This window comes from Pseudomonas sp. AFG_SD02_1510_Pfu_092 (assembly GCF_003331055.1).
GTDB lineage: Bacteria > Pseudomonadota > Gammaproteobacteria > Pseudomonadales > Pseudomonadaceae > Aquipseudomonas.
Genome location: NZ_PUQD01000016.1, coordinates 18,433 through 43,925, shown reverse-complemented (window position 1 = coordinate 43,925; position 25,493 = coordinate 18,433). Strand labels below are relative to the sequence as shown.

The window sequence follows — 25,493 nt, the reverse complement described above, 5'->3', positions numbered from 1 at the left end:
CTCAACTGATATCGAAGAGTTTTTCGAAATTGGAAATGGCGAGGATCTTGCGCACATCGGAGCTGGTATGCACCACCCGCACGTCCGACTCGTCGCCGCCGGCGTGATCGCGCAACATCAGCAGCATGCCGAGTGCGGAACTGTCGAGGTAGGTGGTGTCCTTCAGGTCGACGACCACCGAATCAGGCCGACACGGCTGGCGTTCGTAGGCGTCACGAAATTCCTGATGCTTGCCGAAATCGAAGCGCCCCTTGATCTTGATCGTCAGCTTTTTTCCATCCTGTGAAAAATCAGTCTCGACTGCCATGCTAGCGATTCCTTCGATGATGGCGAATGCAACTCCTTAAAGGTTTAGCAGGCGATGCCATTGGTGGCAAGCACACGGCTCCCGCGTTGCATGTTGGAGCAACTGTCTTGTGCTGCCTGTCCTGGACCTATCGCCGGCAAGCCAGCTCCCACAGGTACCGCATAAGGCTTGGGCCCTGTGCAGTACCTGTGGGAGCGGGTTTACCCGCGAAGAGGCCAGTGCAGGTTATAGGTGATTCTGCCGCGGCAGGCGCTGCGACAGTTCGTCGAGCAAACGCTGTTCGCGCTTGTCCTCGGCGCGCCGGGCTTCGTCCAGGTAGCGCTGCACCAGCTTGCGCAAGCCTTCCACCCGGGCATAGGCCTGCTGCCAGATACCACGGGCGTTGTTGAGGTTGTTCTGGTGCCAGACCAGGCTCTGGCGCTGCTGGGTCATGGCTGTTTCCAGCTGGCCGAGAAAGCGTTGGTAATTGACCAGCCAGCTGCCATTGACGCCCTGCCCGCCACGGTTGATCCACTGCAGCTGGTAATCCTCACGAAAGCGCTCCAGCTCGGCCAGCTTGGCCTGGGCCATGGCCACCTGCTGCTGGAAATGCCCCAGGCGTTCGGCGGCCTTGCGCTCGGCCTGCTCGGCCATGTCCACCACCGGCGCCAGGCGCGCGGCGCGTCCGGGCTGCGCCATGGCCTATCAACCGCCCGCCGGGGGCGCGAAGATCGACCCCAGCTGTTCGCGGCTCTGCGCCATGCCGACCTTCTCGCTCAGGCCCTGGCGCAAAAAATCCACCAGCTTCGATTGCAGGGCGATGGCCAGGTCGGTTTCCGGGTCGCCCCCCGCCACGTAGGCGCCCACGCTGATCAGGTCGCGGCTTTGCGACAGGCGCGACCATAGCTGCTTGAACTTCTGCGCCTGGCGCAGGTGATCGGCATCGACCACTTGCGGCATCACCCGGCTGATCGACGCCTCGATGTCGATGGCCGGGTAATGGCCTTCTTCGGCCAGCCGTCGCGACAGCACGAAGTGGCCGTCGAGCACGCCACGCGCCGAGTCGGCAATCGGGTCCTGCTGGTCGTCACCTTCGGACAACACGGTATAGAACGCGGTGATCGAGCCACCACCCGGCTCACCGTTACCGGCCCGCTCCACCAGCTTGGGCAGCTTGGCGAACACCGACGGCGGGTAACCGCGGGTGGCCGGCGGCTCGCCGATGGCCAGGGCGATTTCCCGCTGGGCCTGGGCGAAACGGGTCAGCGAGTCCATCAGCAACAGCACGTTCTTGCCCTTGTCGCGGAAGTACTCGGCAATTCGCGTGCAGTACATCGCGGCGCGCAAGCGCATCAGCGGCGCATCGTCGGCGGGCGAAGCGACCACCACCGAGCGTTTGAGGCCCTCTTCACCGAGAATGTGCTCGATGAATTCCTTCACCTCGCGGCCCCGCTCACCGATCAGGCCGACCACGATGATCTCGGCTTCGGTGAAGCGGGTCATCATGCCCAGCAACACCGATTTGCCCACGCCGGTACCGGCGAACAGCCCCAGGCGCTGGCCACGGCCGACGGTGAGCAGGCCATTGATGCTGCGGATGCCCACATCCAGCGGCTTGCTGATCGGGTCGCGGTTGAGCGGGTTGATCACCGGGCCGTCCATCGGCACCCAGTCCTCGGCCTTCATCCCGCCCTTGCCATCCAGCGCGCGGCCGGCGCCGTCGAGCACCCGGCCGAGCATGCTCATGCCCATCGGCAGGCGGCCACCGTCATCCAGCGGCACCACCCGCGCGCCGGGGGCGATGCCGACCAGGCTGCCGACCGGCATGAGAAACACCTTGGGCCCGGCAAAACCCATGACTTCGGCTTCGACCTGCACCGGGTGGTAGCTGTCGTCGTTGATCACCAGGCAGCGGCTGCCGACTGCCGCGCGCAGGCCTTCGGCCTCCAGGGTGAGGCCGACCATGCGCAGCAGGCGGCCTTCGACGACGGGTTGCGCCGGCAGCTCGATGGCCTCGGCATAACTGCCCAGGCGCTTGCCGAAACTGGTGCGTTCAAGGTGCATCTTGGCTATCCACGGCGCGCGCTGGCGGGCTGGCCAGGTCTAGCGACAGGTCTGGCGCTGCCGGGTGCAGCGAGTGGTCGTGCAACTGGTCGAACAGTTGCGCCACGACTTTCTCGATGCGGGTTTCCATGCTCGCGTCGATGCGGCTGTGCGCGGTCTCGATGCGGCAGCCGCCTGGCAGCAGCGCGCTGTCTTCGAGCAGCCGCCAGTTTTCCTCATGGCGTTCGCGCAGGGCCTTGGCCAGCTCGAAATCCTGCGGGTTGAGGTGGATGCGGATGTTCTCCGCGCCCATGGGCAACAGCTTGAGCGCTTCGCGCAGTACCTGGCTGATCTGGCTGGAATCACTGCGCAGTTCGCGACCGATCACCTGGCGCGTCATGTGCGCCACCAGATGAACCAGGGTCTTCTCGATCTGCGTGTCCTGTTCGGCGATGGGCTGCATGAGGTTGACCATCAGCCGCTCGAGGCTTTCCAGCTTGGTTTTCAGGGCTTCTTCGGCTTCCTGACGGACTTTTAGCTGGGTGCTGTGGAAGCCCTCGCGCTCACCGGTGGCGAAGCCCTCGTTGTAGGCCTCCTGGCGGATGGCCTCGAGCTCTTCCAGGGTCAGCGGCTGGACTTCTTCCAGCGGCACTTCCTCGATTTCTTCCTCGATCACCTCCGGTTCCGGCTCTGGCTCCGGTTCAGGCGCAGGGTCGAAGCTGGGCAGCGCCCACACATCCACGCCCTCGAGGTCGTGGGCGCGAATCAGGTCGCTGGGGTGATGTTCTTTGGTGGGCATGCTGTCATGTTCTCAAACCATGTTCAGCCGACACGGTCCCTGTGGGAGCGGGTTTACCCGCGAATGCGTCGGCAGCGACAACCTCTATCGCAAGGCCCGACGCCTTCGCGGGTAAACCCGCTCCCACAAGGGGCCGGCGTCGGCCTTCAGATTGCGAGTACCTTAAATCATTTCCTCGGCGCCCTTGCCGCCAAGCACGATTTCGCCGGCCTCGGCCATGCGCCGGGCGATGGTGAGGATTTCCTTCTGCGCCGTTTCCACGTCGCTGACCCGTACCGGCCCCTTGGCTTCCAGGTCGTCGCGCAGCAGTTCCGAAGCGCGCTTGGACATGTTCTTGAAGACCTTGTCCTTGACCCGCTCGTCGGCACCCTTGAGCGACACCACCAGCACATCGGACGAGACTTCGCGCAGCAGCGCCTGGATACCACGGTCGTCGACGTCGGCCAGGTTGTTGAAGACGAACATCAGGTCTTCGATCTGCTCCGACAGTTCGCTGTCGATCTCGCGGATAGAGTCCATCAGTGCGCCTTCCACCGAGCTGTCGAGGAAGTTCATGATGTCGGCGGCACGCTTGATACCACCCAGGGTGGTACGCGCGGCGTTGGAGTTGCCCGAGAACTGCTTCTCGAGGATCTGGTTCAGCTCCTTCAGCGCCGCCGGTTGCACGGTGTTGAGCGACGACACGCGCAGGACGATGTCCAGGCGCACCTTGTGGTCGAAGTTGCTCAGCACTTCGCCGGCCTGGTCGGGGTCGAGGTAAGCGACCACGATCGCCTGGATCTGCGGGTGTTCGTAGCGGATCACATCGGCCACGGCACGCGGCTCCATCCACTTGAGGCTGTCCAGGCCGCTGGTGTTGCCGCCAAGCAGGATGCGGTCGACCAGGCCGTTGGCCTTGTCCTCGCCCAGGGCCTGGTTGAGCATCTTGCGGATGTAGGCATCGGACCCCACGCCCAGGCTGGTCTGGTCGCCGACGATCTCGACGAACTCGCTCATCACCTGCTCGACCTGGTCACGGTGCACATTACCCATCTGCGCCATGGCCACACCCACCCGCTGCACTTCCTTGGGCCCCATGTGCCGCAGCACCTGGGCCGCATCGGTCTCGCCCAGCGAGAGCAGGAGGATCGCCGCCTTGTCGACGCGGCTCAGCTTGGCGGTAACGGCTCGGTTATCACTCATCGGCGTTGATCCACTCTTTCACGACCTGGGCAACCCGGCCCGGGTCTTCGGCCACCAGGCCTTTGATTGCGTTGAGCTGTGCCTCGTAACCCTCGGTCGGGCTAGGCAGCAGAATGCTTGTCGGGCCACCCAGGCTGACGCGGTCGTTGGCCAGTTCGCCATCCAGACCGATCATGCCGCCCAGCTCCATGTCGCTATCCGAAGCAGCCTGCTTGCCGCCCCCTGTAATGTTGTTCAGCACCGGCCGCAGCACACCGAACACCAGCACCAGGATGAACACCACGCCCAGCACCTGCTTGACGATGTCCCAGAACCACGGCTGCTGATAGAACGCGATGTCGCTGATTTCTTCGCCGCGGTCGGCAGCGAATGGCACGTTGATCACCGTCACGCTGTCGCCACGGCTGGCATCGAAACCGACCGCGTCCTGCACCAGGCGGGTGAAGCGTGCCAGGTCTTCGGCGCCCCACGGGGTACGGGTGGCGTCGCCGCTGGCCGGGTCGATCTTGACCTGGTCATCCACCACTACCGCCACCGACAGGCGGGTCATGCGCCCCTGCTGCTGGCGGGTGTGGCTGATGGAACGGTCCAGCTCGAAGTTCTTGGTGCTTTGCTGGCGCTTGTCCGACGGGTACGGCGCGAGCATGGGCTGGCCGGTGGCCGGGTCCATGATCTGCTGACCGTTGGCATCCACCAGCGGCTGGCCCGGCTGAATGGCCGACGCCGGGGTGGCCGCACCACCGGTGGTCTGCGGCGCCGAGGCAGGGCCTGGCGGCTGGTTGCTCAGCGCCCCGGGCACGCCTTGCGGGCCTTGGCTGCTGGCGCGTTGTTCGTCGACCGACTGCTCGCTGCGCAGCGCCGGCTGGTCAGGGTTGAACTGCTCGGAGGTGGACTCGACCGCGCTGAAGTCGAGGTCGGCGGAGACCTCGGCCTTGTAGCGGTCATTGCCCAGCACCGGCTGCAGAATGTTGTGCACGCGCTGGGTGAGCATGCTTTCCACCCGGCGGCTGTAGTCGAACTGCTTGCCTGCCTGGCTCAGGGCGGTGTCCTGGATCTGCTCGGACAGCAGGTTGCCCTTCTGGTCGACCACGGTGACCTGGGACTTGTCCAGTTCCGGCACGCTGGTGGCGACCAGGTTGACGATGGCCATCACCTGCCCGGCTTCCAGCGCACGGCCAGGGTACAGCTCGACCAGCACCGAGGCGCTGGGCTTGCGTTCGTCACGGACGAACACCGAGCTTTTCGGAATGGCCAGGTGCACGCGTGCACCCTTGACGTTGTTCAGGCTGGAAACGGTACGTGCCAGTTCGCCTTCCAGGCTGCGCCGATAGCGGGTGGCTTCCATGAACTGGCTGGTGCCCAGGCCCTGCTCCTTGTCGAGCAGTTCGAAGCCGACGTTACCGTCGCTTGGCGCCACGCCGGCAGCGGCCAGCTTCAGGCGCGCACGGGAGAGGTCGTCGGCCTTGACCAGCAGAGCACCGGAGTTGGGCTCGACGTTGTAAGGGATGTCGGCCGCAGCCAGGGTATCCATGACCTGCTTGGTGTCCATGCCCGCCAGGCTGCCGTACAGCGGACGGTAGTCGGGTTGTTGCGACCACAGGACCACGGCAAAGCCGATCGCCACGCTGGCGGCCAGGCCGACCAGCAGGCCGACCTGACGCAGTATGGGCATCTGCGCGATGTTTTCCAGAAACGCCATGCCGAACAGCGGCGGCTTGGCCGCTGGCGGGCCACTCTTCACAGGGGCGTTGTCGACGACTGCTTCAGCCATGGTCTACGTCCGTCCTCAAACCGGCATCTGCATGATGTCCTGGTACGCCTGGACCAGCTTGTTGCGTACCTGGGTCAGGGCCTGCATCGAGACGCTGGCCTTTTGCGAAGCGATCATCACGTCGGTCAGGTCGACACCGCTCTTGCCAATCTCGAAAGCGTTGGCCAGCTGGGTCGAAGCCTGCTGCGTCTCATGCACCTTGCCGATGGCCTGGCCGAGCATGTCGGCAAAGGTACTCTGCCCTGGCGCAAGCTCGGGAGCAGCAGCCACCTTGGGCAGCGACATGGCGTCGGCCTGCATGGCCCGCATGTCCAACATCAGACGATTGAATTCAACACCTTGGCTCATGACCCTTCTCTCTCCTGCGGCCGCATTTTTTTGACAGTGATGCGGCGGATAGCCTACCTAAAGCAACAAAGGTGCCAGCCTGCAGAGTTCTGGCAACATCCCTTGTGGGAGCGGGTTTACCCGCGAAGAATTCGACACGGTGCATGGCACCGGCTTCGCCGGTGTTCGCGGGTAAACCCGCTCCCACAGGGGCCGCATGCGCAAGCAGATGCAGTGTCAATCAGCCGAACAGGCTGGCCTCGACGTCGAACCCGGCATCACGCATCTGCGCCAGCTTGTAGCGCAGGGTGCGCGGGCTGATGCCCAGGCGTTCGGCCGCCTCCTTGCGGCGGCCGCGCTCGGCGCGCAGGGTGTCGATGATCATCTGGTACTCGTGGCGACGCATGTCGTCACCCAGCCCGCCGGCTTCAGCAGCCAGCTGCGATGCTGGCTCTGCGCCAGCCGACAATGGAATGGCGCCGACCAGACAAAAATCCGCCGCCTCGATCACCCCGCCTTGCTGCAGGATCAGCGCCCGCTGCAGGGCGTTGTCCAGCTCGCGCACGTTGCCCGGCCAGGCATGCCCCAGCAGGCACGCCCGGGCGTCGGGCGACAGGCGCACCGGGGCATGTTTCATCTTGGCCACATGGCGCGCCAGCAGGCGCTCGGCCAGCTCCAGGATATCCCCCGGGCGTTCGCGCAGCGGGCGCCAGGCCAGGGGGAACACCGACAGGCGATAGTACAGGTCTTCACGGAAGCGCCCGGCCGCCACTTCGCCGGCCAGGTCGCGGTTGGTGGTGGCCAGCACGCGAATATCCAGGCAGATCGGCTTGCGCCCACCCACCCGCTCGACCTCGCGCTCCTGCAGCACGCGCAACAGCTTGGCCTGCAGGGCCAGCGGCATTTCCGAAATCTCGTCGAGCAGCAAGGTGCCGCCGTCGGCCTGTTCGAACTTGCCCGCCTGGGCGGCAATGGCGCCGGTGAAGGCGCCTTTCTCGTGACCGAACAGCGTGGCTTCGAGCATGTTGTCGGGGATGGCCGCGCAGTTGATCGCGACGAAGGGCTGCGCCGCCCGTGACGATTGCTGGTGGATGTAGCGCGCCAGCACTTCCTTGCCGGTACCGGACTCGCCGGAAATCAGCACGGTCGAGTCACTGCGCGCCACCCGCGCGGCCAACTCCAGCAACTGCCGGCTGGCCGCTTCGCAGGCTACCGGGCCCGGCTCTTCGGTCACCCGCCCGGCGGCATGCCGCTGGACCAGATCGAGCAGCGCCTTGGGCTCGAACGGCTTGACCAGGTAATCGACGGCGCCCTGGCGCATCGCCTCGACGGCGCGCTCCACGGCCGCATGCGCGGTCATCAGCAACACCGGCAACTGCGGCTGCTGGCGGCGCAGCCGGGCCAGCAGCTGGTGCCCGTCCATGCCGGGCATGTTCACATCGCTGACCACCAGGCTGAAGGCGTCTTCCACTACCGCTGCCAGCGCCTCTTCGGCACTGCCCACCGCCTGGTAGGCGAAACCGCCGATTGCCAGGGTGTCGCCCAGCGCCTGGCGCAATACCCGATCATCCTCGACCAGCAACACCTTGATCGCCATCACGCGCCCTCCGCCAGTTGCCCGTCGATCAACGGCAGCTCGACCCGCACGCAGGTGCCCCGGCCGCGCTTCGAGCGCAGGCTGAGCGTGCCCTGGTGTGCGCGCACCACCGCCTTGACCACGGCCAGGCCCAGGCCGGTGCCGGTGGCCTTTGTAGTCAGGAACGGTTCGCCCAGGCGGCCAAGCAGGTCGGCGTCGATGCCGCTACCGGCATCGCTCACGCACAGCTGCAGGGTGCGCTCGCGGCGGAACAGGTGCACCTTCAGCCGTGCCGGGCCGTCGCTGGCCTGCAGGGCGTTCTCGATCAGGTTGAGCAAGGCGCCGACCAGGGTGTCGCGGTTGCACAGCAGCTCACCCAGGTGGCTGTCGCACTGCCAGCGCACGGCGTGCCCTTGCACATGCGCCTGGGCCGCCTGCTGCAAGGCCTGGAACAAGGCTTTCGGGGTGACCCGATCGCCCAGCGGCAGCTCGCCACGGGCGAACACCAGCATGTCGCGCACCTGGTGCTCCAGCTCGTGCAGGCGTTCCTTCAGGGTGCCGGCAAAGCGCTGGCGGGTTTCCGCGCCCAGGTCCTGCTCGGGGTCGGCCAGGTGCCCGGCGTAGAGCATGGCCGCCGACAATGGCGTGCGGATCTGATGAGCCAGCGAGGCCACCATGCGCCCCAGCGACGACAGGCGCTCGTGGCGCGCCAGTTGGTCTTGCAGGCGACGGGTTTCGGTCAGGTCGTTGAGCAATACCAACTGGCCGGGTTCGGCATCCAGCGAGCGGGTGGCGATGGACAGGCGGCGCCCGTCACGCAGCGAGACTTCGTGGCCGTCGTCCTTGCGCGGGGCGAAGCTGCGGGCGATCACTTGGCGCCACAGCTGGCCGATCAACGGCTCGCCGAGCAACTCGCAGGCGGCCGGGTTGGCTTCATGCACCAGGCCCTGACCATCGATGACGATGACCCCACCGGGCAGCAGGTCCAGCAGGTTCTGCAGGCGGTTGGCCAGGCGTTCCTTTTCGCTCAGTTCATCGATGCGCTGGGCGCTGACCACCGCCAGCTCGCCCTTGAGCTCGCTGACCCGGGCTTCGAGCAGGCTGTAGGACTGGCTCAGTTGACTGGACACCTGATTGAACAGGGCGAAGGCTTGCTCGACACCCTGGCGGCTTTCCTGCTCGACCAGGGTTTGCCCCTGCGGATCGGGGGCTCGGGATAGGTGGGCGGCCTGGGGCATCGTGCTCTCTCGCGTGGCTGACCGTCATAAAAACGGTATGTTGCCAGCGGTGTAGCAATAGCCGTGCCGGAGATGGGGATTTGTGCCGCCCTGGCCGGCCTCTTCGCGGGTAAACCCGCTCCCACAGGTACCGCGCAGGCCCAGGGCTGTACCGCTCTCTGTGGGAGCGGGCAAGCCCGCGAAGCAGGCGACGCGGAGGATGGCACCGGCTGCGCCGGTGTTCGCGGCCATGGCCGCCCCCACAGGGATCGCGCCGGCTTTTAGAAATTGAGCAACACAGTTGCCCCCACAGGCACCGCGTACGCCAGGGCTGCACCACCCCCTGTGGGAGCGGGTTTACCCGCGAAAGGGCCGCTGCAGGCGACCGCCAGGCCTCAGTCCTCGGGCTGGTCCTCGCCGCCCTGGCGGCTCATGCCGTACTTGCGCATCTTCTCCACCAGCGTGGTACGGCGAATGCGCAAACGTTCAGCCGCGCGCGCCACGATACCGTTGGCATCGTCCAGCGCCTGCTGGATCAGGCCCTGCTCCAGGCTGCCCAGGTAATCCTTCAGGTCCAGCCCTTCAGGCGGCAGCATGGCGTGGTTGTTGAAACTCGGCGTATGGCCGTTGATCGCCACGCGCTCTTCCAGGTCGCTGCGCAGGCTGTCGACCATCTGCTCGTCTTCGTCATCGACGTAGCGGAATTTCTTCGGCAGTTCGGACACGCCGATCACCCCGTACGGGTGCATGATCGCCATGCGCTCGACCAGGTTGGCCAATTCGCGCACGTTGCCCGGCCAGCCGTGGCGGCACAGCGACATGATCGAGGCGGAGTTGAAGCGGATCGAGCCGCGCTTCTCGTGCTCCATGCGCGAGATCAGCTCGTTCATCAGCAGCGGAATGTCTTCCACCCGCTCACGCAGCGGCGCCATCTCGATCGGGAACACGTTCAGGCGGTAGTACAGGTCTTCGCGGAAGGTCCCGTCCTCGATCATGGTCTCGAGGTTCTTGTGGGTCGCGGCGATGATGCGTACATCGATGCTCTGGGTCTTGTTGCTGCCCACGCGCTCGAAGGTACGCTCCTGCAGCACGCGCAGCAGCTTGACCTGCATCGGCAACGGCATGTCGCCGATTTCGTCGAGGAACAGGGTACCGCCGTTGGCCAGCTCGAAACGCCCGGCACGGCTGGTGATCGCCCCGGTGAAGGCACCCTTCTCGTGGCCGAACAGCTCGCTTTCCAGCAGCTCGGCCGGGATCGCGCCACAGTTGACCGGCACGAACGGCGCTTCGCGGCGCTTGGAATGGTAGTGCAGGTTGCGCGCCACCACTTCCTTGCCGGTGCCGGACTCGCCCAGGATCAGCACGCTGGCGTCGGTATCGGCGACCTGCTGCATCATCTGCCGCACGTGCTGGATGGCACGGCTGGTGCCGACCAGGCTGCGGAACAGGTTGGGTTCGCGCTGGCGACCGCGCTCGCGCGCCTGGTCGTACATCTCGCGATAGACCTGGGCACGGTGCAGGGAATCCAGCAGCTGGCTATAGCTGGGCGGCATTTCCAGGCTGGAAAGCACTCGGCGGCGAAGGTCTTCCGGGAACTCCGCAGAAGAATTTTCACCTAAAAGCAGAACCGGAAGGAACTCATCCCACCCAGCCACTGTCTTAACGAGCCCAAGGAGACCGCCCGGGGCGTTTACAGTGCCGATGAGTACGCACAGCACCTCACGACTCGAAGACAAAGGCTCGACCATTTGCTGCCAGTCCTGGCTGGAGCAAGCGAGGTTTTCTTCGCCGAGAAAGTTGAGCACCACCGCCAGGTCGCGGCGGCGTGCGCTGTCGTCGTCAATCAGCAGAATCTTGGTTTCACGCCACATGCAATAGCAACTTCCCTAGTCATATCGGCGCCCGAGGGCGTGCTCGACATCATTCCGACTGAATGGTCAGTGTTCGGACGTCTGAAATTCGAAAACAGCCACTAGTAAAGTCAAAAAACTCCAGCCAGTCAAATTAATGGCGCTTGGCTTTTTGCAGATCTGTGGTCAGGTGAACAGATGGTATACCTTTGCCGCGTTCTTCGCCTGTCGGATTTTCGTCATTTCGTCGACCAGGGATTGACGCTCACCACTTGCAACCTCGATTAGTTGGCGGTAAACGACCATCAACTGCTCCAGGCTGGCACTCACATCGGCCTCGTTGCCTTTCGCCTCGGTCACCATGTCACCGATCCGCAAGCGGCATTCCAGGTCCAGCTCGCCCACCGCCTCCCAGTCGCGGTTGGCCAGCGCCGTCAGCAGCAGCTCGCGCGTCTGCTCGATCCGGGTGATTACTTCGTTCATGTCATCCTCCTGGATCAGGAAGCCGACGACGGATCGCCGATTGCGTCCCAACCTTCCTTCACGGTGATCAACAGGCGCGCGACCTCGTCGATGATGGCCGGGTCACCCTTGACGTTGGCCTCGATCAGACGGCGGCTCATGTACACGTACAGGCTGTCCAGCTCGGCCAGGCTGTCGGCATGGTTTTCCAGGTCCAGGCCTTCCCGCAGGCCACCGATGATGTCGATGGCCTTGCCGATGAGAACGCCCCGTTGCGCGATGTCGTTGCGCGCAATCGCGCCCTTGGCCTGCGCCATGCGATCAAGCCCGCCCTGCATGAGCATCTGCACCAGGCGGTGCGGGCTGGCTTCGGAGGTCTGCGCTGCGCCGTTGACTTTCTGATACTGCCGAAGGGCCAACATCGGGTTCATGGATCTGCCTCGTTGCTGCGGTAAAAAGTTGCTTGTACCCGCTGTATCGCCGGTACGTCAAAAAACTTTAGGTGGAAAAGCCAAAAGCCCGGGGCGTCTCGCGGACGCCGCCGGGCTTTTGGCAAGCTCAGGCAATCAGGATTTCTTGGCCTGGGCGTTGATCGCTTCGAAGATCGAGGTGATCTGGTCGGCCTGGGCTTTCATCTTGCCCAGGGCGGTGTCCAGGGCCACGTACTTCTTGGTCAGCGACTCGGTCAGCGACTCGGTGCGGCGGTCCAGCGCAGCCTGCTGGCTGGCCAGTTCCGAGACCGCCTTGTCGAGGTTCGACTTGCGCGTGGCCAAGCTGCCATCGGTCTTGTTGTACGGGTCGATGGCCTTGTTCATGCGCTCGAAGATGCCGTCGGTGCCAGTGAACAGCTCCTGCACTTCGGGGCCGAGCTTCTTGTCGTTCATCGCCGAGGTGAACTTGCTGCTGTTGAACTCCAGCGTGCCGTCTTTCTGGGTATTGATGCCCAGCTGGCTCAGGGTGGTCAACTGGTCGCCGGCACCGACCTCGCTCAACACCTTGCGCACGTCACCCAGCAGCGAGCGGGTGGTCGGGTCGTTGGTGAGCGGGCCGAGCACCAGCTTGTCGTCGTCGGTACGGCTGGTCGAGGTCAGCGAGGTGATGGCCTTCTGCAGCGTGTTGTAGGCATCGACAAAGCTCTGCACCGACTTCTTCAGGCCTTCGTTGTCCGCTGCCACGGTGACCGCGGTCGGCGTACCGGTGGCCCCGCCGGCCTTGGCGCTGACCCCGGTCAGCTCGAGGGTCATGCCGCTGATGGCGCTGTCGAGGGTGTTGGAAGCGCTCTTGACCTTCAGCCCGTCGATGGTCAGCTCGGCGTCCTGCGCCTTGGCGGTGATGTAGCCGGCGCCGGTGCCGGACATCTGCGTGGTGCCATCGATGGTCAGCTCGGGGATACCGCTCAGGGAAATGTCGCTGCCGGCACCGGTGGTGGTCGAGCTGAGCACCAGGCGCGAGCCGCCTTCTTCGTTGATGATGTTGGCGGAAATACCGTTGGCGCTCATTTCCTTGTTGATCTGGTCGCGCACGCTCTGCAGCGTGGCGCCGCTGGCGACGTCCAGATCATAGGTCTTGCCGCCCTGGCTGATGGTCAGCTTGCCAGCCGTGATCGCACTGCTGGCGCCGCCGGCGAACTGCTGGCTGGCGACTTTCGAGCCGGTGGCGAGCTTGTCGACCACGATGTCGTAGCTGCCCGCCACGGCGGTGTTGCTGGACTTGATCTTGACCACCGACTCGTTGGCCGAGGTCGCGGCATAGGCGTTGAACGAAGGCGCGTCCTTGTTGTTGAGCGCTTTCATGGCGTCCTGGAACGCGGTAAGGGCACTGCGCAGCGAGCCAATGCCGGAAATCATCGCAGTGTTGTTGCTGGTCTGCCGGGTGATCTGCGCCTGCTTGGCGGAGGTATCGGCCTTGACCAACGCAGTCACGATCTCGGTAATGTTGAGACCGGAACCCAGACCTGTACTGGAAGTAATCGGGCTTGCCATGCTGTAGTCCCTCTCGTCAACGCGTCATCCCGCTCCTGCGGGGCGACATGCTTCACTTCATTGGTGTTCGCCGCCCATCATACCTTGGCGTCGAACAGAACACTTTTGACATCGCTCAGGCTGTGAGCGATTCGCAGGGCCTCTTCCGAGGGCAACTGGCGAATCAGTTCACCACTGTCGGTAGCGATGACTTTGACTACGATCTTGCCGGACTCTTCGTCCGTTGAAAATTCCAGATTGCGTTGCGACGCCTTGAGGAATTTCTCGATTTCCGAAACCGCATGCTTGACCTTGTCGGCATCCTGCTGCGCCTCGGGGGCTTTCTTGTCGTCTTCGGGCTTTACGCTTTCCGTCGACCGGGCGACCGGCTTTTCGGCAACCTGCTCGGCCGGACGTGCGGCCGGATAAGACAGGTTCAGCTTGACGCTCATGTCCATGTCCACCACCTCGCAATGAAAAGGCGGGGAAGTGCCTTAACAGCACTTCCCCGCCAGCAACCAGGCAGATTAGCCCAGCAGCTTCAGTACTGCCGATGGCAGCTGGTTGGCCTGGGCCAGAACCGAGGTGGAAGCTTGCTGCAGAGTCTGCTGCTTGGTCAGCTGGGCAGTTTCAGCAGCGAAGTCGGTGTCCTGTACACGGCCACGAGCAGCTTCGGCGTTTTCGTTGATGTTTTGCAGGTTGTTGATGGTGCTGGTCAGACGGTTCTGCGCGGCACCCAGGTCAGCACGGTTGCTGTTGATGGTTTGCAGAGCGGCGTCGATGGCCGATACAGCAGCGCTGAAGTTGGCTTCGGCGGCGGTGGTGTCGGAACCCTGGATGTTGATCGAGGAAGTAACGCCCAGGTCCGAAGCGGTGAACTTGGCGCTCAGGTCGATGGTGATCTGGTTGGAAGCACCGGTGTTGGAGCCGACCTGGAAAGTCATGACCGAAGCCGAACCGTCCAGCAGGTTCTTGCCGTTCAGCTGGGTGCTGTTGGCGATACGGGTCAGTTCCGAAGCCATCGACTGGAACTCTTTGTCCAGAGCGACGCGGTCGTTGGTGCTGTTCGAGTCGTTTCGGGACTGAACGGCCAGTTCACGCATACGTTGCAGAATGTTGGTCTGCTCTTGCATCGCGCCTTCAGCGGTCTGGGCGATCGAGATACCGTCGTTGGCGTTTTTGATAGCCATGGTCTGACCGCGGATCTGCGAGGTCATGCGGGTAGCGATCTGCAGGCCGGCGGCGTCGTCTTTGGCGCTGTTGATTTTCAGGCCGGAGGACAGACGGGTCATCGAGGTGCTCAGAGCATCGGAAGCACGGTTCAGGTTTTTCTGAACGCCCAGAGAGGTGGTGTTGGTGTTAACAGTCAAAGCCATGACGAATTCCTCGTTGGATTGGGTACTACGGCTTCCGGCCTTGGCAATTCGCCGGGTGTGGCACAGAGAACCTTCGTAATGTTTATCGTCGTCAGGGCAGTTTGCTTTAGGGCGATTTCTCACTTTTTTTGCTGGCATCCTGCCACCCCAATGAAATCAAGGGTTTGACGCCAGAAATCCAGCATTGGAAACGAAAGAAGCGCAGCCGGGGACGGGCTGCGCTTCTTTTTACAACACGGCGCTCGGTCAGCCGTTGCGCTCGATGATCGCCGAACCCCACGACAGGCCCACGCCGAAGCCACTGAGCGCGACGCGCTTGTGCGACGAGTTGAGCACGTGCTTTTCCAGCAGCAACGGGATGCTCGACGACACGGTATTGCCGGTCTCGACCATGTCCTTGACGAACTTCTGTTTATGCGTGCCCTCGTCGAACCGCGCGGACACGGCATCGACGATCGCCGCGCTGCCTTGATGCAGGCAGTACAGGTCGATGTCTTCGGCGCGCAGCTGGCTGGCCTCGAGCAACTGCTGCAGGTGCGCAGGCACTTTGACCAGGGCGAAGTTATAGACCTGGCGGCCATTCATGATGAACTTGCCGTCGGTCGTGCGCAGGTGCTCGGCGCCTGCCCCATCGCTGCCGAACAGCGACTTGCCCAGCTGCCAGGCAGCATCCTCGCCCATCCAGGTGGCGGTGGCGGCGTCGCCGAACAGCATGGTGGTGTTGCGATCCTCGGGGTCGACGATCTTCGAATACGGGTCGGCGGTGATCAGCAGGCCGTTCTTCAGGCCCGCCGCTTCCATGAAGCCTTTCATGGCATACAGCCCATAGACATAGCCGGAGCAGCCCAGGGAAACATCGAACGCCGCAACCTGGGTCGACAGCCCCAGCTTGTGCTGGACGATCGCTGCCGTGTGCGGCAGGCCTTCGGCATCGCCATTCTGTGTGACCACGATCAGCGCATCGATGGCTGCAGGGTCAAGCGAGGGATTGGCAGCGAACAGCGTCCTGGCCGCCTCGACGCACAGGTCGGAGGTTTCCTGGGCCGCATCCTTGCGCGGCAAGAAGGTCGAACCGATCTTGCCGAAGATGAAATCCTGATCCTTGCCGAATTTCGCACCCTGCGCGTAGTTATCCACGCCTTCTACAGGTACGTAACTGGCGATGCTTTTGATGCCAATCATTGTGGCTTCCCGATGGAAATGGCAAAAATTCGCAGGTGCCGCGCCCGTGAATGCAAAACCTGCACTCCGCGCCGACGGGACTACCCACAGACTCAATAGATTAAAGATGCACGTTTCGACTGCCAAGTCACGACTATACCGACAATCCGCCAAATGCTGATGGCGAACTGTTGGCCAGTTTCTTGCTAATCGACCTGTATCAATGCCTTCGCTGTCGTTTAACTGACGCGGCAGCGGTTCGATCGACGCTATCGGATATCCGCCGTCAAGCGGGGCAGCCCCATAGTCAGCGCGAGCACCGTCTCATATGGCCAAGCCTATCACCGTCACCAGCCCCCTGATGCCGCCCCTGGAGTCCTTTCTGCCTTATCTGGAGCAGATCTGGGAAAGCCGGTTTCTGACCAACTGCGGTCAGTTTCACCAGCAACTGGAGCAAGCGCTGGCTGAGCACCTTGGGGTCAAGTACATCTCGCTGTTTTCCAACGGCACGCTGGCGCTGGTCACTGCGCTGCAGGCATTGCGCATAACCGGCGAAGTGATCACCACGCCGTACTCGTTCGTCGCCACCGCCCATTCGCTGCTGTGGAACAGCCTGAAACCGGTGTTCGTCGATATCGACCCGCACAGCAACAACCTCGACCCGCAACGCATCGTAGAGGCCATCACGCCGGCGACCACCGCAATCATGCCGGTGCATTGCTATGGCATCCCCTGCGATGTGGAGGGCATCCAGGCGGTGGCCGACACTTATGGCCTGAAGGTCATCTACGACGCGGCCCATTCGTTTGGCGTGCGCCTCGGCGGGCAGAGCCTGCTCAACCATGGCGATGTGTCGGTCCTCAGTTTCCACGCCACCAAGGTCTTCAACACGTTCGAGGGCGGCGCGATCGTCTGCCAGGACGAGAAGACCAAGCGGCGCATCGATTACCTGAAGAACTTCGGTTTCGCCGACGAGGTCACGGTCATAGCACCGGGCATCAACGGCAAGATGAATGAACTGCAGGCAGCCTTCGGCCTGCTGCAGCTGCGCCATATAGATGATGCGCTGGCCCGGCGCCGCACGATCTACGAACGCTACTGCGATCGCCTGGCAGCGGTGCCGGGCATCAGCCTGATGAGCCCGCCGGCCAATGTCGAATGGAACTACGCCTACTGCCCGATCATGGTCGATGGCGAGCGCTTCGGTATCAGCCGCGACGAACTGTACGAGCGCTTCCGCGCCGTCGACATTCTGGTCCGTCGCTATTTCTACCCGCTGATCTGCGAGTTCCCCATGTACCGCGGGCTGGAAAGCGCCAACCTGGACAAGCTGCGCATTGCCCAGCAAGTCTCGCGTCAGGTGCTGTGCCTGCCGATCTACCCCGACCTCGACGTCGCGACCCAGGATCGCATCCTGTCCATCATCATCGAAGGACAAGGTGCCTGAGCAATGGCCGTCAATGTATTGGTATTTCCCTGCGGTTCGGAAAATGCTTCAGAGATACACCAGGCACTGATGCACTCCATCCATGTCAGGTTGTTCGGCGCCTCCAGCGTCGACGACCATGGCCGCCAGCTTTTCGACAGCTACAACGGCAACCTGCCGCGCATCGATGACGAGCGCTTCGATCAGGCATTTGCCGCCCTGCTGGATGACTGGCAGATCGACCTGGTGTTTGCCACGCATGACACCGTCCAGGCCTACCTCAGTGAACGCATCGAGCGCTTCGGCGTGGCACTGGTCAACGGCGACCCGCAAACCTGCGCGCTCGCCCGGCGCAAGTCAGCGACCTACGCAGCGTTCGCCGACCAGCCTTGGGTACCTGCGGTCTATGCAAGCCCGGAAGACGTCGAGCAGTGGCCTGCAGTGGTAAAGCCGGACCTCGGCCAGGGCGGCCAGGGTTTCGAGCGGGTAGCCGACGCGCAAGAAGCACGCGCGGCACTCGAGCGAACTCACCTGCCGCTGCTGGTCGAATACCTTCCCGGCGAAGAAGTCACGGTTGACTGCTTCAGCGACTTCCAGCACGAACTGCGCTGGGTGGGGCCGCGCAACCGCGAACGGGTGCGTGCCGGTATTTCCATGCGCAGCACCTTCCCTGCCCCGGACCCGGCCATAGCGGCCATCGCGGCAACGCTGAACAAGCGCCTGCGCCTTCGCGGGCCGTGGTTTTTCCAGCTCAAGCGCGACCGCCAGCAACGCTGGAAGCTACTGGAAATCAGTTGCCGGGTGGCCGGGTCGATGGTGGCCCAGCGTGCCCTTGGCGTGAACCTGCCACTGATGGCTATCCATGACCACCTGCAACGCCGCGTCACCCCCTTGCCGCAAACTGCGGTCAACCTGATCGAACGGCGCATCCTCACCGTCGCACAACTGGACTGGGCCTTCGACACGGTCTACATCGACTTCGACGAAACCGTCATCCGCGACGGCCGCGCCATACCTTCGACACTGCACTTCCTCTATCGCATGCAGGGCAAGGGCAAGCGCCTGGTCCTGCTCACCCGCCACGCGAGCGACCCACGCGACACCCTGCGCAAGGCGCGCATCGCCGCCGAACTGTTCGACGAGATCATTCATATCACTGACGGTCGAGCGAAATCCGAATTCGTTCGCGGCCATTCGATCTTCATTGACAACCATTTCCCCGAGCGCCTGGATGTCGCCACCCATTGCGCCATACCCGTCTTCGATGTTGATGCTCTGGAGTTTCTTTCGTGAAAACCGTCAAGTCCGACCATAACCGCCGCCTGGTCATGCGCCACCTGCGAGACACCTGGATCGAGCCGCTGGACAAGGATTTCCCGCATTCGGCACTCATTTCCCGGGCCACCTATTCGCCCTGGTATGCCGATGCCGCGTTCATGCAGGTGTTCGAACGCATCCAGGGCATGACCTTGGTCGACATCTACCGTTGCCACGAGCTGTGGGACCTGCTTCGGCAAACCGCCAACGTTGCCGGCGACGTCATCGAAGTCGGTGTATGGAAAGGCGGCACCGGGCTGCTCGCCGCCAAGCGCCTGGAACAACTTGCCAGCAACAAGCATCTGCTGCTCTGCGACACCTTCTGCGGCGTAGTGAAAGCCGGCGCCAATGACACGCTTTACCAGGGCGGCGAGCACGCCGACACCAGCCTCGAGGGCGTGGCCGCGGTGCTCGAAGGTGAACAGCTGAAGGACCGCGTTACCCTGCTGCAAGGGATCTTCCCGGAGCAGACCGGCCGCGAAGCCGAGGGGCGTCGCTTCTCGTTCTGCCATATCGACGTGGACACCTACCAATCGGCCAAGGACATCGTCGAATGGGTCACACCGCGCCTGAACCGGCACGGCGTCATCGTCTTCGACGACTACGGGTTCTGGGGCTGCGAAGGCGTGGCCAGGCTGGTGGAAGACCTGGCTGACCACCCGGAGTACTTCCTGCTGCGCAACCTCAATGGCCACGCCGTCATGCTCAAGCTGACCGAGGCGAGCCATGTTTGAGTTGCTGGATGCCGAACGCTTCCCGGCCCATTACCAGACCCTCGAAACCCGCAAAGTGAAACAACTGTTCGAGCACTGGAAAGCTGGCAGCGCAGCACCTGTTTCGGTGCTGGACTACGGCATGGGCCATGGCAAGTACTTGCGCATGTTCCGTGAGCTGGGGTTACAAACCACCGGCGTGGATATCAACCCGCAGTACATCGAACAAGCCAAAGCCGCCGGCTTCGAAGCCTTGCACGAGGCCGAACTGGAAGCGCTGGGCAAGCGTTTCGACGTCATTTTCCTCAGCCACCTGATCGAACACCTGGACCCCAACCAACTGCTGCACCTGCTCGACCGCCTGATCGCCCTGCTCGCGCCGCAAGGCCGGCTGGTGATGATCAGCCCGGTCCTGGGCGAGCGCTTCTTCCACGATTTTTCTCACGTGCGCCCCTATTACCCGCAAAGCATCCGGCATGCGTTCGGCCAGTCCAGTTCGCCGCTGTCGTTCGGCGCACATGAGCGCATCGTGCTCAAGGATATCCACTTCTTCCGCGACCCTTGGCGCACACGGTTGTGGCGTTCCTTCTATATCCAGGACACCCCGCTCTCACCGTTCACCCGTGCGCTGAACAAAGGCTTCGACCTCGCCTGGCGGCTTTCCGATGGCCAACTGGGGGCTACCAGTTCCTGGCTGGGGGTTTACCACACGTGCTGATGACCGCCTCTCGCACGGGCCAGCCGCAAGGCAAGCGGGTCGTGCTCATGCAGCCCTACTTCCTGCCTTATCTGGGCTACTACCAGCTGCTGGGTGCGGCGGACCTGTTCATCAGCTACGACACCGCCCAGTTCATCAAGAACGGCTGGATCGAGCGCAACCGCTACCTGCTCGATGGCGAGCCGAAGTGGTTCGGCATCGCCCTGGAGAAAAGCAGCCACACGCTGCCCATTCATGACAAACGGATCAGCCAGGGCTTTCACTACCCGCAGGTGCTTGAAAAGCTCAAGCACGCCTACCGCAAAGCCCCGTATGTGCAGCAGGTGCTGCCGTGGCTGGCGCAATTGCTGGAGCAGCCGGCCTCCAGCATCGCCGACCTCAACCTCAGGGTTCTGCGGGCAAGCTGTGCCTTGATCGGCCTCGACACCCCGATCATCGCTGCCAGCGCCCTTGCCCCTGGGGCAGGCGTCAGTGGCCAGGCAAGAGTGCTCGAGCTGATGGCTGCCACCGGCGCGACCCACTACCTGAACCCGGCCGCAGGCGCTTTTCTGTACGAGGCCGGGGAATTCGCCAAGGCCGGTATCGAGCTGGAACTGCTGCACGCCGAGCTCTCGCCCTACCCTCAGCAAGGCCATGATTTCGTACCAGGTCTGTCACTGCTCGACGCGCTGATGTTCAACCCGCCCGAAGTGGTCGGCGAGTGGGCCAGACACGGGAGGGTGATACATGCCTGACGCTATTGGCGGCTACTTCGAGCTGGAATTGCGCCAGGGCTGCAGCCTGTATCCGCAGGCATTGGCCTTCAACTCCGCACGTTCCGCGCTCAAGGCCCTGCTGGGCAACATCGGTACGCGGCGCCTGCACCTGCCTCATTACGTTTGCCATGCAGTACCTGACGCCGCCCACGCCGTTGGTGTGGACGTGGCTCGCTATGCAATCGACCTGCAGCTGGAACTGGAACACCTGCCGACACTGCAACCTGGCGAGCTGTTGCTGTACGTGAACTACTTCGGCCTGAAGGACCGCTACATCAGCGATGTGCTGGCACCGCACTACCGTGAGCGGCTGGTGGTCGACAACTCGCAAGGGCTGTTCAGCACGCCGCTACCCGGCATCAAGACTCTTTACTCACCGCGCAAGTTCGTCGGTGTACCCGACGGCGGTTGGCTGGCCAACGCCCCGCCCGGCGACTGGCAGTTACCGCAGAGCCAGTCGATGACGCATTTCGCTGCCCTGCTGGGGCGGCTCGAAGGTGCGCCTGAACAGCATTACGCGGCGTTCCAGAAGGTTGAAACTGAGCTGGATCGCGCCCCTGCCGCCGCCATGTCGAACAGCACACGGCGGCTGCTCGACAGCCTGGATTACCGCTCGATCAGCGCCCGCCGCATGGCCAACCTGGGCGTGCTGGGGAAGTTGCTGGGCGCGCGCAACCTGCTGCATATCCTGCCCGACACGCCGACCGCAGCGCTCTGCTACCCCTTGCTCCTGGGTACCCCCGAGCAGGCCCAGGCCATCCGCCAACGCCTGCTGGCCGAGAGAATTTTCATCCCCTGCTACTGGCAGGAAGTGATCGGCGAGCCGCGCAGCCCGAACGTAGAAAGACACCTGGCGAGCTGCCTGCTGCCACTGCCGATCGACCAACGCTACGACGCAACGCACATGGAACGGCTCGCCGATCGGGTGAGCACTTTCCTGGCCACAACCTGAAGGCCTGACCATCCACCTTGCACGGCGCCGAGCACCACACGCAGGCGGGCCGCACCCGGGAAATACACATGAAGATGTCATCGCTGCATGGAAAGACCAGCAACCCTTACTACCTCTATGCGCCCGATTACCGCGACACCTCGTCAGGTGTCTGCGTCATGCACTACCTCTGCCACGCCCTCAACATCAGCGGCCAGGAAGCCTATGTCATCGGCTGCAAGGTAACCAACCCGAACCTGCGCACCCCGGTGCTGACGGATGCCGTCATCCAGTTGCACAAGACCACGGGGGCAGCGCCGATCGCGGTGTACCCGGAAGTGCTCAGCGGCAACCCGTTGAACTGCCCGGTCGTGGTCCGCTACATGCTCAACCGCGACGGCTTCATCAGCGGCCTGCAGCTGGCAGCGCAAGCAAGTGACCTGTTCTTCTACTACGCCCACGACTTCGGCGAAGGCAAGCGCCAGAAAGACATGCTCACGCTGCCAATGATCGATTCCAGGCTGTTTGCCCCGCGCCCGGAGCCAGTGGTTCGACGCGGCAATTACCTTTACCTCCATCGCTTCGACGCCAACCAGGTGGACTACAGCCTGCTGCCGCCCGATATCCAGGTACTGAGCCTGAGCAATCCACGCACGCTGCCGCAACTGGCCGAGCTGTTCCAGACCGCAGAAGCGCTGTACTCCTACGAGATTTCGGCAACCTGCACCATGGCGATGCTGTGCGGCTGCCCGGTGGTCTACCTGAGTGGCGGGCACGTGAAGACCCTGCCGTTTACCGAGCACATCGGCGATGCCGGTTCCGCCATGTTCGAAGAGCCGGGCGGCCTCGAACGGGCGCGGCAATCGGTAGGGCTGGCCCGTCAACGCATCCTGCACATGGAAGATGAGTTCTGGCCGCAGCTGGCGCATTTCATCGAACGCACTCAGCGCAGCGCCGCCGACCATGCCGATGCCAATCGACATCCCGGTGTGCGCGACTGGCTGTTGAACCGCATGTTGACCCCGGTGCAGCAGGCCTTGGCCGATGAGCGGCGCATGGCACTGCGCAACCAGACCCGCCTGAGCATCGTGGTCAACGACCACGAAGGCGATGCGCAGGCCTTGGCCTTCACCCTTGAAAGCCTGCAGCTGTGGGCGGCGAACAGCCCGCTCGGGCTGCGTACCTACGTCGTCAGCCAACAGCCGCCGCAGGCCAATCTGCCGCACAACGTGCACTGGCTGAACGCCACGCCTGGCGCAGCGATACTGAACCAGATCACCCAGCAGGACGACGGCGACTGGTTGCTGCTGCTTGCTGCCGGTGACGAAATCCTGCCCAGCGGCAGCCTGATGGTCGACCTCGAACTCCCGGGCGCCAACGCCTGCCGAATGCTCTATTGCGACGAGTATTACCGCGCCACACAAGGCTCGAGCCCGATCTTCCGCCCCGACATGAACCTCGATTACCTGTTGTCGCTGCCGGTGATAATGGCGCGTCACTGGTTGCTGCGTCGCGAGCTGGTGCTGGCTGCCGGCGGTTTCGACCCGCAATGCCAAGGGGCACTCGAGCTGGGCATGATCCTGCGCCTGATCGAAGCCGATGGCCTGGACGGCATCGGCCATCTGGACGAACCGCTGGTGATCTGCAACAGCCCGGACATGGCCAGCAACCCCGACGAACTGGCGGTCATCGAACGCCACCTGTCGGTGCGTGGCTATACCCACGCACAGGTACGCGAGGAGCCGGCCCGGCATTACCAGATCGACTACGGCCATCAGCAGCAGCCTTCGGTATCCATCGTGATCCCGGTGCACGATCAGTTGGAACTGGTGCAGCGCTGTGTCGAAAGCGTGTTGGCCAAAACCAGCTATACGTTCTTCGAGCTGCTGCTGGTCGATCACGCCAGCAGCGACCCGGCCTTGCTGGAGTGGCTGGAACAACTGGTAGTCGCCGGTGAAGGCATGATCAAAGTGCTGCGCGACGAGCGCCCATTGAACCTGAGTGCCCTGTATAACCAGGCGGCCGCTCAAGCGGTCGGCGACTTCCTCGTGCTGCTCGACAACGACACCGTGATTTTCCAGGAGGATTGGCTCCAGCGCCTGCTCAACCACGCCCAGCGACCTGAGGTGGGTGTGGTCGGTGCAAAGCAACTGGATATCAACGGCAGTATCGCCCATGCGGGCTGGGTGCTGGGCCTCGGTGGCACAGCAGCGAGCCCGGCTGCCGGGTTGCCAAACAGCGAAGCCGGTTACCTGCAATGCTTGCGCGTGGACCGTGACGTCAGCGCCATCAGCGGCGCCTGCCTGATGATCCGCCGTGAGCTGTACCTGGGGCTGGGCGGGCTGGACGAAGAGGCATTCGCGTTGCGCCACGCCGACATCGACCTGTGCCTGCGGGTGTCTGCCGAGGGCCTGCTGAACGTCTGGGCCGCTCACGCGCTGGTGGCCAACGAGCAAGGCAAAGGCTGGGGCACGGTAATGCGTGCTGCGGCCCAGCAGCAACGCGCCCGCCAGGATGAGCAGAACCTCTACAGCAAATGGCTCGACGCCCTGACCCGCGACCCCGCCTACAACAAGAACCTGTCGCTGCGCGGCCGCGGTCATGAACTGCCAGCCCTGCATGGCCTGACCTGGCGCCCGTTGAACTGGCGCCCGCTGCCGGTGGTGCTGGTTCATCCTGACCGGGAACACGCCGAGCGCTGCACGGCGCCCTTCCAGCAACTGCTGGAACACGCACAGGTGGATGGTTACACGAGCAACGCCATGCTCACGCCGGTGGAGCTCAATCGCTTGCAACCCGATGTGATCATTTTCCAGCACATCGCCGACCCGCTGCGCATTCAGGCCATGGCACAGCACTATCAGCTCAGCCAAGCCTTCAAGGTACTCGAGGTGGTTGGCCTGCCCGTTGGCGAGCGGGCTTGGGGGCTGCTGCATGAGGCCATCGCCTGCGTCGACCGGGTGGTTGTCGCCAGCGCAGAGTTGGCCGCAGCGCTGGACGGGCTGCATGGCGACATCCGCGTCAGGGAATCCCGACTGGGCACGAACTGGCAGGCACTGCCGCCAGCCGTCACGGCGAACGCCACGCCGCGCATCGGCTGCCAGCTGAGTGTCGAGACCCTGCCGATCATCGATCCGCTGCTGCGCGCGCGTGCCGATCAGGCTGACTGGGTGTTGTGGGGAGAGGTGCCGGCACACCTTGCGGCGCTGGCCACGGAAGTCTACTGCCGTGACCTCGGCTCAACGCCCGAGGTGCTTTCCGGCCTGGGCCTGAACATTGCACTGCATCCGGCAAGCATGGCGGGAAATACCGGCGACTGCCTTGCGCCAATGCGCTATGCCGCATGCGGTTATGCCGTCATCAGCAATGACCGCCAGGCACGCTTCGCAGAATGGCCGATGATGCTGGTCGACGACACGCCCGCCCAGTGGTTGCAGGCTCTGGACAGCTGCCTCGCGTCTGCCGATAGCGTGCGCATGCAGGGTCAAGCGCTGCGCAGCAAGGCAGAGGCCTCAGGTTTCATCGATGCCGACTACCGCGAAACTTGCCTCGCCGCCTGGACACCTGCTTGAGGCGTGTGCACATGCAACGCAGCCCATCCCCGGCGTAACGCCGGGGAGTG

23 protein-coding genes are annotated in these 25,493 nt (G+C 63.5%); 7 read left to right on the top strand and 16 right to left on the bottom strand.

The genetic code is table 11. The features are described 5' to 3' along the window. Nucleotide 1: 1 nt before the first annotated feature. The 16 genes from C6A77_RS09875 to C6A77_RS09795 all read right to left on the bottom strand — a co-directional run bounded on the left by C6A77_RS09875 (nt 2) and on the right by C6A77_RS09795 (nt 16,032). The gene (locus C6A77_RS09875) at nt 2-307 is read right to left on the bottom strand and encodes an STAS domain-containing protein (protein WP_114169292.1); all 306 of its coding nucleotides are present in this window, start codon (nt 305-307) and stop codon (nt 2-4) included. Nucleotides 308-532: 225 nt separating this feature from the next. Beyond that, nucleotides 533-985, bottom strand: coding sequence for a flagellar export protein FliJ (gene fliJ / locus C6A77_RS09870; RefSeq protein WP_114169291.1), 453 nt, complete (start codon nt 983-985; stop codon nt 533-535). Nucleotides 986-991: 6 nt separating this feature from the next. After that, nucleotides 992-2,350, bottom strand: coding sequence for a flagellar protein export ATPase FliI (gene fliI / locus C6A77_RS09865; protein WP_114169290.1), 1,359 nt, complete (start codon nt 2,348-2,350; stop codon nt 992-994). Further along, nucleotides 2,340-3,128, bottom strand: a complete 789-nt coding sequence (gene fliH / locus C6A77_RS09860) for a flagellar assembly protein FliH (protein WP_114169289.1) — start codon at nt 3,126-3,128, stop codon at nt 2,340-2,342. The genes fliI and fliH overlap by 11 nt, the downstream gene beginning before the upstream one ends. A gap of 162 nt (nt 3,129-3,290) precedes the next feature. Then, the gene (gene fliG / locus C6A77_RS09855) at nt 3,291-4,310 is read right to left on the bottom strand and encodes a flagellar motor switch protein FliG (protein WP_114169288.1); all 1,020 of its coding nucleotides are present in this window, start codon (nt 4,308-4,310) and stop codon (nt 3,291-3,293) included. Continuing rightward, nucleotides 4,303-6,081 carry a flagellar basal-body MS-ring/collar protein FliF gene (fliF, locus tag C6A77_RS09850; protein WP_114169287.1) on the bottom strand — a complete coding sequence of 593 codons (1,779 nt, stop codon included), beginning with the start codon at nt 6,079-6,081 and terminating at the stop codon, nt 4,303-4,305. Before fliF ends, fliG begins: the two co-directional genes overlap by 8 nt. A gap of 15 nt (nt 6,082-6,096) precedes the next feature. Beyond that, on the bottom strand, nt 6,097-6,429 hold the full coding sequence (fliE, locus tag C6A77_RS09845) for a flagellar hook-basal body complex protein FliE (RefSeq protein WP_013973606.1): 333 nt from the start codon (nt 6,427-6,429) through the stop codon (nt 6,097-6,099). Nucleotides 6,430-6,649: 220 nt separating this feature from the next. Beyond that, on the bottom strand, nt 6,650-8,005 hold the full coding sequence (locus C6A77_RS09835; protein WP_114169286.1) for a sigma-54 dependent transcriptional regulator: 1,356 nt from the start codon (nt 8,003-8,005) through the stop codon (nt 6,650-6,652). Beyond that, entirely contained in the window at nt 8,005-9,222 is a 1,218-nt protein-coding gene (locus C6A77_RS09830; RefSeq protein ID WP_114169285.1) for an ATP-binding protein, read from the bottom strand. Before C6A77_RS09830 ends, C6A77_RS09835 begins: the two co-directional genes overlap by 1 nt. Nucleotides 9,223-9,596: 374 nt before the next feature. Next, nucleotides 9,597-11,072, bottom strand: a complete 1,476-nt coding sequence (gene fleQ / locus C6A77_RS09825; RefSeq protein ID WP_114169284.1) for a transcriptional regulator FleQ — start codon at nt 11,070-11,072, stop codon at nt 9,597-9,599. A 165-nt stretch (nt 11,073-11,237) separates the two neighbouring features. Then, nucleotides 11,238-11,534: a flagellar protein FliT gene (locus tag C6A77_RS09820; RefSeq protein WP_114169283.1), complete on the bottom strand. Its 297-nt coding sequence runs from the start codon at nt 11,532-11,534 to the stop codon at nt 11,238-11,240. A 14-nt stretch (nt 11,535-11,548) separates the two neighbouring features. Next, complete coding sequence (gene fliS / locus C6A77_RS09815; protein WP_114169282.1) at nt 11,549-11,944, bottom strand: flagellar export chaperone FliS; 396 nt, start codon at nt 11,942-11,944, stop codon at nt 11,549-11,551. A 135-nt stretch (nt 11,945-12,079) separates the two neighbouring features. Then, nucleotides 12,080-13,495, bottom strand: a complete 1,416-nt coding sequence (gene fliD / locus C6A77_RS09810) for a flagellar filament capping protein FliD (protein WP_114169281.1) — start codon at nt 13,493-13,495, stop codon at nt 12,080-12,082. 77 nt (nt 13,496-13,572) lie between these two features. Then, nucleotides 13,573-13,932, bottom strand: a complete 360-nt coding sequence (locus C6A77_RS09805; protein ID WP_114169280.1) for a flagellar protein FlaG — start codon at nt 13,930-13,932, stop codon at nt 13,573-13,575. Nucleotides 13,933-14,001: 69 nt separating this feature from the next. After that, nucleotides 14,002-14,850 (bottom strand): flagellin domain-containing protein, encoded by an 849-nt coding sequence (locus C6A77_RS09800; protein ID WP_114169279.1) that lies wholly within the window; start codon nt 14,848-14,850, stop codon nt 14,002-14,004. A gap of 246 nt (nt 14,851-15,096) precedes the next feature. Then, on the bottom strand, nt 15,097-16,032 hold the full coding sequence (locus tag C6A77_RS09795) for a ketoacyl-ACP synthase III (RefSeq protein ID WP_114169278.1): 936 nt from the start codon (nt 16,030-16,032) through the stop codon (nt 15,097-15,099). 307 nt (nt 16,033-16,339) lie between these two features. Between C6A77_RS09795 and vioA the strand changes: the two genes are divergently transcribed. The 7 genes from vioA to C6A77_RS09760 all read left to right on the top strand — a co-directional run bounded on the left by vioA (nt 16,340) and on the right by C6A77_RS09760 (nt 25,443). Then, nucleotides 16,340-17,458 (top strand): dTDP-4-amino-4,6-dideoxy-D-glucose aminotransferase VioA, encoded by a 1,119-nt coding sequence (vioA, locus tag C6A77_RS09790; protein WP_114169277.1) that lies wholly within the window; start codon nt 16,340-16,342, stop codon nt 17,456-17,458. A 3-nt stretch (nt 17,459-17,461) separates the two neighbouring features. Further along, a complete protein-coding gene (locus C6A77_RS09785) occupies nt 17,462-18,730 on the top strand; it encodes an ATP-grasp domain-containing protein (protein WP_114169276.1) in 1,269 nt (422 codons plus the stop codon). After that, on the top strand, nt 18,727-19,488 hold the full coding sequence (locus C6A77_RS09780; protein ID WP_114169275.1) for a TylF/MycF/NovP-related O-methyltransferase: 762 nt from the start codon (nt 18,727-18,729) through the stop codon (nt 19,486-19,488). The genes C6A77_RS09785 and C6A77_RS09780 overlap by 4 nt, the downstream gene beginning before the upstream one ends. After that, nucleotides 19,481-20,185: a class I SAM-dependent methyltransferase gene (locus C6A77_RS09775; protein WP_114169274.1), complete on the top strand. Its 705-nt coding sequence runs from the start codon at nt 19,481-19,483 to the stop codon at nt 20,183-20,185. Before C6A77_RS09780 ends, C6A77_RS09775 begins: the two co-directional genes overlap by 8 nt. After that, nucleotides 20,185-20,919, top strand: a complete 735-nt coding sequence (locus C6A77_RS09770; RefSeq protein ID WP_178082383.1) for a WbqC family protein — start codon at nt 20,185-20,187, stop codon at nt 20,917-20,919. Before C6A77_RS09775 ends, C6A77_RS09770 begins: the two co-directional genes overlap by 1 nt. Beyond that, nucleotides 20,912-21,892, top strand: coding sequence for a hypothetical protein (locus C6A77_RS09765; protein WP_114169273.1), 981 nt, complete (start codon nt 20,912-20,914; stop codon nt 21,890-21,892). The genes C6A77_RS09770 and C6A77_RS09765 overlap by 8 nt, the downstream gene beginning before the upstream one ends. Nucleotides 21,893-21,960: 68 nt before the next feature. Beyond that, the gene (locus tag C6A77_RS09760) at nt 21,961-25,443 is read left to right on the top strand and encodes a glycosyltransferase (RefSeq protein WP_114169272.1); all 3,483 of its coding nucleotides are present in this window, start codon (nt 21,961-21,963) and stop codon (nt 25,441-25,443) included. The last annotated feature ends 50 nt before the right edge of the window (nt 25,444-25,493 follow it).

What these genes read in the sequence shown, in the direction of transcription:
- C6A77_RS09875 (WP_114169292.1), bottom strand. Translation starts at nt 307, where the DNA reads ATGGCAGTCGAGACTGATTTTTCACAGGATGGAAAAAAGCTGACGATC.
- fliJ (WP_114169291.1), bottom strand. Translation starts at nt 985, where the DNA reads ATGGCGCAGCCCGGACGCGCCGCGCGCCTGGCGCCGGTGGTGGACATG.
- fliI (WP_114169290.1), bottom strand. Translation starts at nt 2,350, where the DNA reads ATGCACCTTGAACGCACCAGTTTCGGCAAGCGCCTGGGCAGTTATGCC.
- fliH (WP_114169289.1), bottom strand. Translation starts at nt 3,128, where the DNA reads ATGCCCACCAAAGAACATCACCCCAGCGACCTGATTCGCGCCCACGAC.
- fliG (WP_114169288.1), bottom strand. Translation starts at nt 4,310, where the DNA reads ATGAGTGATAACCGAGCCGTTACCGCCAAGCTGAGCCGCGTCGACAAG.
- fliF (WP_114169287.1), bottom strand. Translation starts at nt 6,081, where the DNA reads ATGGCTGAAGCAGTCGTCGACAACGCCCCTGTGAAGAGTGGCCCGCCA.
- fliE (WP_013973606.1), bottom strand. Translation starts at nt 6,429, where the DNA reads ATGAGCCAAGGTGTTGAATTCAATCGTCTGATGTTGGACATGCGGGCC.
- C6A77_RS09835 (WP_114169286.1), bottom strand. Translation starts at nt 8,005, where the DNA reads ATGGCGATCAAGGTGTTGCTGGTCGAGGATGATCGGGTATTGCGCCAG.
- C6A77_RS09830 (WP_114169285.1), bottom strand. Translation starts at nt 9,222, where the DNA reads ATGCCCCAGGCCGCCCACCTATCCCGAGCCCCCGATCCGCAGGGGCAA.
- fleQ (WP_114169284.1), bottom strand. Translation starts at nt 11,072, where the DNA reads ATGTGGCGTGAAACCAAGATTCTGCTGATTGACGACGACAGCGCACGC.
- C6A77_RS09820 (WP_114169283.1), bottom strand. Translation starts at nt 11,534, where the DNA reads ATGAACGAAGTAATCACCCGGATCGAGCAGACGCGCGAGCTGCTGCTG.
- fliS (WP_114169282.1), bottom strand. Translation starts at nt 11,944, where the DNA reads ATGAACCCGATGTTGGCCCTTCGGCAGTATCAGAAAGTCAACGGCGCA.
- fliD (WP_114169281.1), bottom strand. Translation starts at nt 13,495, where the DNA reads ATGGCAAGCCCGATTACTTCCAGTACAGGTCTGGGTTCCGGTCTCAAC.
- C6A77_RS09805 (WP_114169280.1), bottom strand. Translation starts at nt 13,932, where the DNA reads ATGGACATGAGCGTCAAGCTGAACCTGTCTTATCCGGCCGCACGTCCG.
- C6A77_RS09800 (WP_114169279.1), bottom strand. Translation starts at nt 14,850, where the DNA reads ATGGCTTTGACTGTTAACACCAACACCACCTCTCTGGGCGTTCAGAAA.
- C6A77_RS09795 (WP_114169278.1), bottom strand. Translation starts at nt 16,032, where the DNA reads ATGATTGGCATCAAAAGCATCGCCAGTTACGTACCTGTAGAAGGCGTG.
- vioA (WP_114169277.1), top strand. Translation starts at nt 16,340, where the DNA reads ATGGCCAAGCCTATCACCGTCACCAGCCCCCTGATGCCGCCCCTGGAG.
- C6A77_RS09785 (WP_114169276.1), top strand. Translation starts at nt 17,462, where the DNA reads ATGGCCGTCAATGTATTGGTATTTCCCTGCGGTTCGGAAAATGCTTCA.
- C6A77_RS09775 (WP_114169274.1), top strand. Translation starts at nt 19,481, where the DNA reads ATGTTTGAGTTGCTGGATGCCGAACGCTTCCCGGCCCATTACCAGACC.
- C6A77_RS09770 (WP_178082383.1), top strand. Translation starts at nt 20,185, where the DNA reads ATGACCGCCTCTCGCACGGGCCAGCCGCAAGGCAAGCGGGTCGTGCTC.
- C6A77_RS09765 (WP_114169273.1), top strand. Translation starts at nt 20,912, where the DNA reads ATGCCTGACGCTATTGGCGGCTACTTCGAGCTGGAATTGCGCCAGGGC.
- C6A77_RS09760 (WP_114169272.1), top strand. Translation starts at nt 21,961, where the DNA reads ATGAAGATGTCATCGCTGCATGGAAAGACCAGCAACCCTTACTACCTC.